This is a genomic window from Methyloglobulus sp. (genome assembly GCF_046714055.1).
GTDB lineage: Bacteria > Pseudomonadota > Gammaproteobacteria > Methylococcales > Methylomonadaceae > Methyloglobulus.
The window spans coordinates 1-8,722 of record NZ_JBKKBJ010000160.1; the positions used below are offsets into that span (position 1 = coordinate 1).

The window sequence follows — 8,722 nt, forward strand, 5'->3', positions numbered from 1 at the left end:
CCTGGAGTGCCTTTCAATCAAACACAAGCTCAATCATTTTGCTCTCAGGGCTAAATTGTATTTGAAAGCCGTCCGGCTGGCTTTCGACGAGCTTCAAACGCTTAAGTGCGTAAGGTGAGTTAAGTAACCGTGTGCTTTTCAGAATCCTTGTTGCCAAGGTTAACCCAGTCTATGACGATTTCGTCCCCAGGGTTGCCGCCTTTCAGCAGGAAAGCAAAGTAAGGATCTTTGGAAATACCCGCGCCCATATTGCAGGTGGCGATGACCTTATTGTTATGGGTAAACTGTCAATACTTGAATGTAATGCGCGGGAATGGGCTTATTGGTGGTTTTGTCGCGGCTCCTGCCATGTTCCATGGGGTGGGAAATCAAGGTGCGGATTTGGGTATTGCCGTCCAGCCGCGTGGTGCGTATTTTTATGCTCGACATGTTAGCCCCCGCAGCCGCCGATGGTGACCTTAACTTTTTTCTTGAAGCTGTAACAAATTTTTTCGGTCTCAACCAAGGCAAACACGAAAGAGGTATTGGCCATTTTTAACCGTGCGGACATAAAAGGTTCGAGTTCCGGCATAAGCTCAACCTGGATGGCGAGTGGCACCGGGTTTTGTTCGACTAGAATGGCTATGCCTTGAATATCTTTAAGGCTAGTGGTTACAGAAACAGGGACCAACGCACCATTTTCCGCAATTTCAGGTATGTTTAAGTCGATTTTATCCGTTTCAACAATGGGTTTGCCTTTGAACAATTGCTTCATCGTCGCATCCAGTGGGCCTAGCGCAAAATCGGCTGCTGTCCATTCTGCGTTTGCGACAGACGATTCCAACAAACCCACCCCCGCTGCGCTTAATGCGATGGATGTTTTCAGGAATTTTCTGCGATTAACTTTCATACCTTGCCCTTATTTAGTTTTAAGGTTTGCCGATGGGTTATTTTAATCCCCAAAGATAGTCAACGACTTGGTCAATTTCTTCCTCAATGATAATCTTGTTTTCCCCCAAAGGGGGCATACTGGTTTCTGGGTTAAATCGGGTTGCATCCCAGATTTGTTTGCGGAGTTGCTGTTTGCTTTTGAATCGGGTTGGTAGCGCTTTTAATGCTGGGCCAATATTTCCGGGTGATTCACCGTCTTCAATGGCATGGCAAGCCAGGCAATTGCCTTTCCTTTATCGCGGCTAAAGGCGATTTGTTTGCCTACGTTAAGTCCTTGTTTTGGCATCTGCGTGATAGGCGTACAGGCGAACAAAACTAGAAGCACAAGAGCAATGATAGCTTTCATCGGCAATGCTCACTCATTAAATAAGCGTTGATAAGCCAATGCCGATTGTTCCGGTTCATGGTCGAATACACCTCCGATAACGGCCAACAAATCAGCGCCTGCCGCAAGCAGTTGTCCGCCATTTTCCGGCAGAATCCCGCCTATGGCAACTATCGGAAGATGAATTGCTGCTTTTGCTTTGTGTAAGGTGTCAATATCGGCGGGTGCTGCCAAGGGTTTAGAAGAAGAAGGAAAGAAGCGGCCAAAAGCAACGTAAGTGGCACCCAAGGATTGTGCAGCCAATGCCCGTTCGACTGAGTTGTAGCAGGATACGCCGATGATAGCTGCATCGCCTAACCGTTTCTTGGCTGCGATTATTTCACCATCGTCTTTGCCAAGGTGTACACCGTCGGCTTTTGAGAGGATCGCAAGTTCTACATCATCATTGATAATAAGCGGTACGTCATGATGCTGGCAAACTTTAACCAGCTCACGGGCAACAAAAAGGGCATTAGCTGGGTTTTTATCCCGGTACTGGATGACGACCGCCCCACCCCGAATAATGGCAACCACTTCTTCGAAAAGGACAGCGGCAGATTTGTGCTTGGTTTGGTTATTTTGGGTTTGGGTTATGGCATAAAGACCACGAGCCGGAAATGCCTTCATTCGTCATCCACCCAGTAAAAGCGGTTAGGAATATGCTGGCCTTTGCCGGGTTGGTAGCCGGAATTTAATGAATTCCAGGTAAATTCCTGGGCTTCGAAAATGGCCTGTAACGTGTCCAATCCCTGTGCCAGTAAAGCGGCTATGCTGGCAGCGAGGGTGCAGCCGGAACCATGATAATTGTAAGGCAATCTATTCCAGGAATAGGTTTCATAGCAACGACCGTCATGAAAAAGTTGATTGCTGACTTCTGGTGTTGTCTCATGGGTGCCGGTAATGAGTACGTAGCCGCAACCTTTTTCCAGCAAGCTTAGCCCACATTCCTTAAGGTCATCCAATCCGGTCAGCCTACGAGCTTCTTCGCTATTTGGTGTTAATACGGTTGTGCAAGGTAACAGTAAGTCGTTAATCAGGGCGATCAGGCGTTCATTCGATAAGTTTGCACCGCCACCGGCGGCGAGTACCGGATCGAAAACAACCGGAATGTGCGGGCACCGCTTGATGATACTGTGGACTGCCAGGGCGGTTTCGGGATGGCCGAGCAAACCAATCTTGATGGCTTTGACAGGGATGTCGGCCATGAGGGTCATCGCTTGGCTGACAATATTGTCCGGGTTTTGGGGAACCAGTTTTTTTACATTCAGCGTATCTTGCTCTGTCAGTGCCGTGATAACGCTTACAGCATGGCACTGATGGCTAATCAATGTTTCGATATCTGCTTGAACGCCCGCGCCGCCGCTCGGATCGTGACCTGAAAATGTCAAGACGGCAGGGTGGTTAGGAGTCATCCTGGTTGTCTTTATTTTCGCATTGCTCCACCAGATATGGAATAGCCCGGTAGTCAATTCGACATTAACTTCTTTTCTTAGGCAGCAAGGAAACCGATTTCTCCAGCAATAAGCGGACAGTGGCGAAAATTGATTTCCTCTTCATAATCGCCAGATAACTGAATAAACCGAGCAATAAACCGTAAAAAAACTTGGTCGCCGCAGGTTCTTGCTGGTTAGCGGCTGATTCCATGGTTCCCGTGGGTGCAACCGGCGCTTTTTGCACAGCGACTTTGGCAGGTTCATACTCGGCATTCAAGTCGGGGAGTCCCAAGCTTTGGAAAGCATCATAATCCTGCCAGATAGGGTATTTGCCCTTCCAATAGTTTTTTGCGAAATAAGGGGCAAGGCTCATGCCATGTGAGGCGGGAACGCCCTTATCGTCAAGAAAGCCTTTGTATACCACCAGGCTGATATCACCGCCTTCACCTAAACCATCGGTCGTGAAAGCCTTTTCGACATGGTCATGGAACATCCATATACCCTGGCCAAAACTGTGTAAGCCGTCGTCAACGCCGCTCAATTCCAGATCTATACGCTGGGCTGGCACCATACCATGCACGTCACGGGTGATATAGGAACTTGGGCCATTGTCAACTCCGTCATAGTGGGTGATAGTCGGTTTATGCCCGTGTATATGCAAGGCCAGGGATTCGGTATGTCCGTTCAAAACCCGCAGTTTGACCTTTTCATCCTTGCCCATGTGAATCAACGATTCACGCAGGGTATACGGAAAGGAACGGCCATTGAGCATGAAGTAATCATCCGTTGCATCCGTGGTGTCGTACTCCATGTTCATGTGCTTGGCAATCAGGCGCGGATCATTGGCTGACCGGGCAAACACTTCATGCAAGTCCTTATCGACGGATTGATAATGCAAATCATATTCCCTGGCATACTTTTCCAAGACTGCCACAGAGGGATGCCGCACTTGCCCGCCGCCGACGTTGAAGGTTTGCACCCAATTGTTCGGACGGTTTTCCTCAACAACAAAAATTCCCTGCAAGCCCATAGGAATGTGGACATGCGGTTGTACGTGGCAGTGATAATAGAAGGTGCCGGCTTGGCGGGGTTTAATCACATACGTTTTGGTGTCGCCGGGCATGGTGTCCATGTTGCTGGTTTGTGCCACGCCATCGTTACCTGAGCCGGTATGATCCATGAACGGGTGATCGACGCCGTGCAGGTGGATAGAGTGGGGAAGGTAATGCGTGTTTTCCAAGACTATCCAGACGAGATCGTTTTGTTCAACACGAATGACCGGGGACGGCACCCGTAACAAGGGATTGGCAATGGGTTCATAGAGGCTGCGGGTGGACATGTCCCGTGTCTTCGGGGTAAATACCCAAAAAGTGGGCTGTATGCCGGGTGCAATGTCAAACGTAGTGATGGGCTCTTTAACATCAGGGGAATGCCCATTGATTTCAACGACCTCAAGTTTGATGATAATTTTGTCAGGATCGCCGTCCTTGTCCATGTCATCAGTCATGGTGATGGCATCCGAAGCCAACTGGGTCGCCATGAGGGTTTCCATGGAAATGTTGTTGGTGCCTTTGACAAAAGCCGCTATGTCTTCCGGCGCATCGGGGTCACACAAGACCGATTCCTGGATTTTTACCCCTTCAATTACCTGTTCCTTACGTGCTTCGGGCGAAATGAAATTGGAGCAGACGGCTTCTACAGGGCCTATGTCAACTTTAGCCGATGGGGGCAAATCAGTTGCTGCGAAACCGACAGCATGGATAAGCAGTAGCAGGACGCTACCCCATAAAATGGCAGGAAGTTTTTGTTGCATAAGGTTGCCTCAGTAAATCACGCTTATAAGCTTGGCAATACCCACAAAGGGAAGCGCCAAATTATTTTTTATCGGCCTATTTTATCCGATTATCAGCAATATGAAAGCGCAGACTTGCTTAATTTAAGAAGTTGGCTTACTCAACGATGGGATATAGATGATCAATAGGGGGTGACTGGTAAATTTTGAGGGCTTCGAAAAAGTAAGCGCTTACTTACAACCGGAAACGGTTGCTTGCCAGTCATACGTTGAATGGACTTAGATGTTTTTCTGGTTTCGGTAACCGCTTTTTGAACCCGTTCCGATTTTTTACTGACGGCCCGTGCTTGGCATCACTGGATGTGTTGTCGTGCCGGTTGAATAACGGGTAGCCCAAACTAGGAGCAGTGCTGGGCTTGGGTAAATCTTATTTTCATTTGTTTTAATAATTCATATAGTTAACTCCTTGTTTAGGTGTGCAAGTCGGCCATGCTGGCCAATTTTACAAAAAAAATTAATTTCCTAATCGGTTTTTTTATATATAGCTTTGACACAACCCCTCCTCTCGTGTTAAAAATTACCCGTTGAAAATACTTCGACAACCTAACTCACAGCATTTGTTGAGTTGTTCCCTCGCGAGAGGGGGATAAAAAAATATTAATAACTATAGAGGATTTTAAAATGGCTGAAGCACAAGAAAAAGACAATACCTGGGTATGGGTTGGTTTCGCAATCGCTTGTATCATCTTGTTGGTTGTAATGCTGAAGAAAGATGAAACCAAACATTTGGCAAGTGGCGCAGTAGCGGCAAGTAACGCTGAAGTTGATGCTAAACTGGCAAAAAAACACGCTGGTATAGGCGCCAATAAAGTCGCCGAGTAAGGCTTTGAGGTTTAATGCTGCCCTTCCGGTTTAACCTGAAGGGCAGCATATTCGATTCAAAAGTCGGGGCATTAGGCAATCAAGCCTCCAAAAAACCATCTGAAATTATCTAGCCTTGATTTTTAAGTTGGCGAATTTCTTCTTCCAGCGTTTTTACTTTTTTTAGCAATTCGGGCAGTTTGCTGATTGCAATTTGTTCCTTGTATGCAGTTTTCTTGTCTTTAGCAGGGCTACCGAAGACTTGAGAACCCGCAGCTACATCCCCTGCCACGCCTGAGCGTGCCAAAACCACCGCACCTTGCCCGATAGTGACATGGTCGGCGACCCCTGAACTGCCCGCTAGAATTGCGTAATCCTCGATATTGCAGGAGCCTGAAACACCCGTCAGCCCACACATGATGACATGTTTGCCGATTTTATTGTTGTGGCCGATTTGCACCAGATTGTCTATTTTGCTGCCTACACCAATGGTGGTGCTGCCTAATGCGCCCCTGTCGATACAGGTGTTGGCGCCAATTTCGACATTGTCCTCAATGACCACATTGCCAACCTGGGGTACTTTTATGTGGGCATTGTTCCTGAACTTATAGCCAAAGCCGTCAGCGCCAATGATAGCGCCAGAATGGATAATGACATTGTCACCGATAACTGTATTGTCGTAGATGACAGCATAAGGATGGATTCGGCAGTTTCGTCCGATTGACACATTGTTGCCAATGTAAGCGCCGGCCAGTACCGCCGTTTTATCGCCGATCATGGCGTATTCGCCTATGACGGCATAGGAGCCGATAAACAGTTCGCGGCCTAATGTTACCGTGTCGTCGATGATTGCTTGATCGGCAATTTGGCTGTTATATGCCTTAGCAGGATGTAAGCGTCCAACAGCTTTAATGAAACTCATTTCCGGATCGGCGCAGATAAATAAAGCTGTGTTTTCTGGAATGTTATCAACGAGAAAACCTTCTGCAATAAAGCAAGCCGTCGCGGTCGAATCTTTTATATACCGGGCGTACTTTGCGTTTGTTAGCTGCGTTACCTGGCCTTTTTGGGCGCAGGTGATGTCCGCCGCAGAGTAGACTAAAGCAGACGGATCGCCGCCCTCAATCCGGGCATCACATAAGGCTGCAAGTTCTTTTAATGTAATTGGCATAGGGGTTCCTGTCGTTATTTTTCGCTCCTAGTGTAGCAAATTTACAGTGTGGTTTGCGCTAGGGGGTGTGAAAGTATTACCCAAATCAGGATAAAAAATTATTAACCACAGAGAACACGAAGGGCGCGAAGAAAACTCAACATTTCTTTAGCTTTGCCGACCTTTGCCAAAATTGCGTTTTTTAAAGGGATTGTACTAATATTGGAGACGGACATCATTTACTAACATTCAACTTAAAGGAATAATAATGGGTCGTAGCCCGCTATTTCGAAAACTGGTTCTCGCCCTGCAAACGGCCAGACGGGAAAACCTGAAAGCACAAGACTTGCCGCTGCCATTACCTTACAGTGCAAGCAACTGGACACGGCGAAATTTCATCAAGACAACAGCCGCCGTTGGCGCGGCCGGCTTGGCCAGTGGTTGCCTGTCTTTTCCTGGTGACGCAGAAGCGGTGCCTGCTACGCCCAGCATTGCCATTATAGGTGCCGGAATCGCCGGGTTGAACGCGGCTTACCAGCTCAAAAAAGCGGGCCTTTCCGCGACGGTTTATGAAGCCCGGTCACGTATAGGCGGGCGTATGCTTTCTGCTAATATGGGTAGTGGCCTGATTGTTGATTTAGGCGCCGAACTCATCAATACCGATCATGCCGATATGTTGGCGTTGGTAGAAGAATTAGGCATCGAATTGTTTAATAGAGTGGAAGATGTAGCAAATTTACCTTACCCCAGGGAAGCTTATTACTTCAATGGTGTTAGTCACAGCGAATCGGATTTGGCTGATGACTTACGTCTAATCGCTGTACAGATTACGTCAGATGCAGCGCTGCTCGACCAGGATTGGGGGGCTTATGCCCCTCAATTTGACAGGCTTTCTGTAGCAGATTATCTGGCCTTACATACGGACAAAATCAACAAGCCTTATATTTTTGCGTTGTTTAAGGATGTTATCCACACCGAATTTGGGGTTGAACTGCATGAATCTTCAGCCATACAATTCATACTTGTCCTGCCTATCATTGATGGGCAATCCGTTGAATTGTTGAGTTACAGTGATGAGGTTTTCTCCGTTGTCGGCGGCAGTGCCCAGATCACTGATGCACTTGGCGTAAAATTGGCGGGGCACATCCAGTTAGGGATGAAGCTGACAGAAATAAAAAAACGGGCGGCAAAATTTCGGCTCACTTTTGCCAACCAGTCAACAGTGGATGCAGACATAGTGATTGTTGCCATTCCTTTCCCCGTTTTGAGCGGTGTTTTGATTAACGCGCCGTTGCCCAACCTGCTGCGCCGCTTTATCAATGAAGCCAAATTGGGATCAAACGAAAAGGTCATTGGCAGCTTCACCAGCCGTTTTTGGCGACAAGTGCAGGGATTTACCAGTGCAGCCTGGACTGATTTGGGCTTTTCTGAAGTGTGGGATGCAACACAGCGGCAGCCGTCACGACCTGACGGAGCGCTTAATTTTTTCTTGGGCGGCAATCAGGCACGTCAGTTAGGAAACATCAGTGATGCCACTAATCTGGGCAGTCAATTCGTATCCGGGCTAAATGACTTTATCCCTGGCGCTGCGGATGCGGCCACGGGTCAGTTTATTAAAACTGGTTGGACAAAGAACCCGTTAACGACAGGCGGCTATGCGAATTATAAACCTGGGCAGTTAACCCGGTTTGGAAGTTTGTTCTGGATAGAATCCGATATTCAGGATGAACGTCAACAGGTTAACGCCGGACATTTGATATTTGCCGGAGAACACCTGAGCGATGCTTATTATGGTTTCATGAACGGCGGCGCACAAACAGGACGGTTGGCCGCGAATCTGGTCTTGGAAAAAATAGGGGCAGCGGCGTAAAACTGAAATTTAGGGCAGGTAAGTAAAAATGAATACCTAATTTAAAAACCTGAATTAGAGAACTTGATTGGCAACTGAAGCAAAAAAGTGCGTCATACCCGCCAGGAAGCGGGTATCCAGTGCCATGGACGGCAAGCTCCGAGCCAGCCATGGGGCCTGGATTCCGGCAATCCCGGAATGACGGCTTTTAAAACAGAAGGGAGTCGCTATTTTTGCGAAAGCTTGTTTTGGGCATGAGCGCCAAGGATGGCGTGAATGCAGCAAATGCAGGAGCGATTTGTCGTCCCAGCCCAAGCAAGCGGCAAAAACTTAACGCGACCGC

At 47.9% G+C, this 8,722-nt stretch carries 11 protein-coding genes; 2 read left to right on the plus strand and 9 right to left on the minus strand.

Annotated features, from left to right (window positions below; translation table 11 throughout):
• Window positions 1-119: 119 nt before the first annotated feature.
• The 8 genes from ACLQ6D_RS09470 to ACLQ6D_RS09505 all read right to left on the minus strand — a co-directional run bounded on the left by ACLQ6D_RS09470 (window position 120) and on the right by ACLQ6D_RS09505 (window position 4,540).
• Window positions 120-248 carry a thiosulfate oxidation carrier complex protein SoxZ gene (locus tag ACLQ6D_RS09470; RefSeq protein ID WP_411727037.1) on the minus strand — a complete coding sequence of 43 codons (129 nt, stop codon included), beginning with the start codon at window positions 246-248 and terminating at the stop codon, window positions 120-122.
• A 25-nt stretch (window positions 249-273) separates the two neighbouring features.
• Window positions 274-429: a thiosulfate oxidation carrier complex protein SoxZ gene (locus ACLQ6D_RS09475; protein WP_411727038.1), complete on the minus strand. Its 156-nt coding sequence runs from the start codon at window positions 427-429 to the stop codon at window positions 274-276.
• Window position 430: 1 nt separating this feature from the next.
• Window positions 431-889, minus strand: coding sequence for a thiosulfate oxidation carrier protein SoxY (gene soxY, locus ACLQ6D_RS09480; RefSeq protein ID WP_411727039.1), 459 nt, complete (start codon window positions 887-889; stop codon window positions 431-433).
• A 37-nt stretch (window positions 890-926) separates the two neighbouring features.
• Window positions 927-1,148: a sulfur oxidation c-type cytochrome SoxX gene (gene soxX / locus ACLQ6D_RS09485; RefSeq protein ID WP_411727047.1), complete on the minus strand. Its 222-nt coding sequence runs from the start codon at window positions 1,146-1,148 to the stop codon at window positions 927-929.
• Entirely contained in the window at window positions 1,091-1,276 is a 186-nt protein-coding gene (locus ACLQ6D_RS09490) for a hypothetical protein (protein ID WP_411727040.1), read from the minus strand. The genes soxX and ACLQ6D_RS09490 overlap by 58 nt, the downstream gene beginning before the upstream one ends.
• 9 nt (window positions 1,277-1,285) lie before the next feature.
• On the minus strand, window positions 1,286-1,921 hold the full coding sequence (gene thiE, locus ACLQ6D_RS09495) for a thiamine phosphate synthase (protein ID WP_411727041.1): 636 nt from the start codon (window positions 1,919-1,921) through the stop codon (window positions 1,286-1,288).
• On the minus strand, window positions 1,918-2,706 hold the full coding sequence (locus ACLQ6D_RS09500) for a bifunctional hydroxymethylpyrimidine kinase/phosphomethylpyrimidine kinase (RefSeq protein WP_411727042.1): 789 nt from the start codon (window positions 2,704-2,706) through the stop codon (window positions 1,918-1,920). Before ACLQ6D_RS09500 ends, thiE begins: the two co-directional genes overlap by 4 nt.
• 64 nt (window positions 2,707-2,770) lie before the next feature.
• A complete protein-coding gene (locus ACLQ6D_RS09505) occupies window positions 2,771-4,540 on the minus strand; it encodes a multicopper oxidase domain-containing protein (RefSeq protein WP_411727043.1) in 1,770 nt (589 codons plus the stop codon).
• Window positions 4,541-5,200: 660 nt separating this feature from the next.
• Here ACLQ6D_RS09505 and ACLQ6D_RS09510 point away from each other — a divergent pair.
• Window positions 5,201-5,401 carry a hypothetical protein gene (locus ACLQ6D_RS09510; RefSeq protein ID WP_411727044.1) on the plus strand — a complete coding sequence of 67 codons (201 nt, stop codon included), beginning with the start codon at window positions 5,201-5,203 and terminating at the stop codon, window positions 5,399-5,401.
• 109 nt (window positions 5,402-5,510) lie between these two features.
• Here the strand turns inward: ACLQ6D_RS09510 and lpxD are convergent, their stop codons facing one another.
• Window positions 5,511-6,551 (minus strand): UDP-3-O-(3-hydroxymyristoyl)glucosamine N-acyltransferase, encoded by a 1,041-nt coding sequence (gene lpxD / locus ACLQ6D_RS09515; protein ID WP_411727045.1) that lies wholly within the window; start codon window positions 6,549-6,551, stop codon window positions 5,511-5,513.
• Window positions 6,552-6,798: 247 nt separating this feature from the next.
• Here lpxD and ACLQ6D_RS09520 point away from each other — a divergent pair, with 247 nt between their 5' ends.
• Complete coding sequence (locus ACLQ6D_RS09520; RefSeq protein ID WP_411727046.1) at window positions 6,799-8,400, plus strand: FAD-dependent oxidoreductase; 1,602 nt, start codon at window positions 6,799-6,801, stop codon at window positions 8,398-8,400.
• Window positions 8,401-8,722: the final 322 nt, after the last annotated feature.

What these genes read in the sequence shown, in the direction of transcription:
- ACLQ6D_RS09490 (WP_411727040.1), bottom strand. Translation starts at nt 1,276, where the DNA reads ATGAAAGCTATCATTGCTCTTGTGCTTCTAGTTTTGTTCGCCTGTACG.
- thiE (WP_411727041.1), bottom strand. Translation starts at nt 1,921, where the DNA reads ATGAAGGCATTTCCGGCTCGTGGTCTTTATGCCATAACCCAAACCCAA.
- ACLQ6D_RS09470 (WP_411727037.1), bottom strand. Translation starts at nt 248, where the DNA reads ATGGGCGCGGGTATTTCCAAAGATCCTTACTTTGCTTTCCTGCTGAAA.
- ACLQ6D_RS09505 (WP_411727043.1), bottom strand. Translation starts at nt 4,540, where the DNA reads ATGCAACAAAAACTTCCTGCCATTTTATGGGGTAGCGTCCTGCTACTG.
- lpxD (WP_411727045.1), bottom strand. Translation starts at nt 6,551, where the DNA reads ATGCCAATTACATTAAAAGAACTTGCAGCCTTATGTGATGCCCGGATT.
- ACLQ6D_RS09500 (WP_411727042.1), bottom strand. Translation starts at nt 2,706, where the DNA reads ATGACTCCTAACCACCCTGCCGTCTTGACATTTTCAGGTCACGATCCG.
- soxY (WP_411727039.1), bottom strand. Translation starts at nt 889, where the DNA reads ATGAAAGTTAATCGCAGAAAATTCCTGAAAACATCCATCGCATTAAGC.
- ACLQ6D_RS09520 (WP_411727046.1), top strand. Translation starts at nt 6,799, where the DNA reads ATGGGTCGTAGCCCGCTATTTCGAAAACTGGTTCTCGCCCTGCAAACG.
- ACLQ6D_RS09475 (WP_411727038.1), bottom strand. Translation starts at nt 429, where the DNA reads ATGTCGAGCATAAAAATACGCACCACGCGGCTGGACGGCAATACCCAA.
- ACLQ6D_RS09510 (WP_411727044.1), top strand. Translation starts at nt 5,201, where the DNA reads ATGGCTGAAGCACAAGAAAAAGACAATACCTGGGTATGGGTTGGTTTC.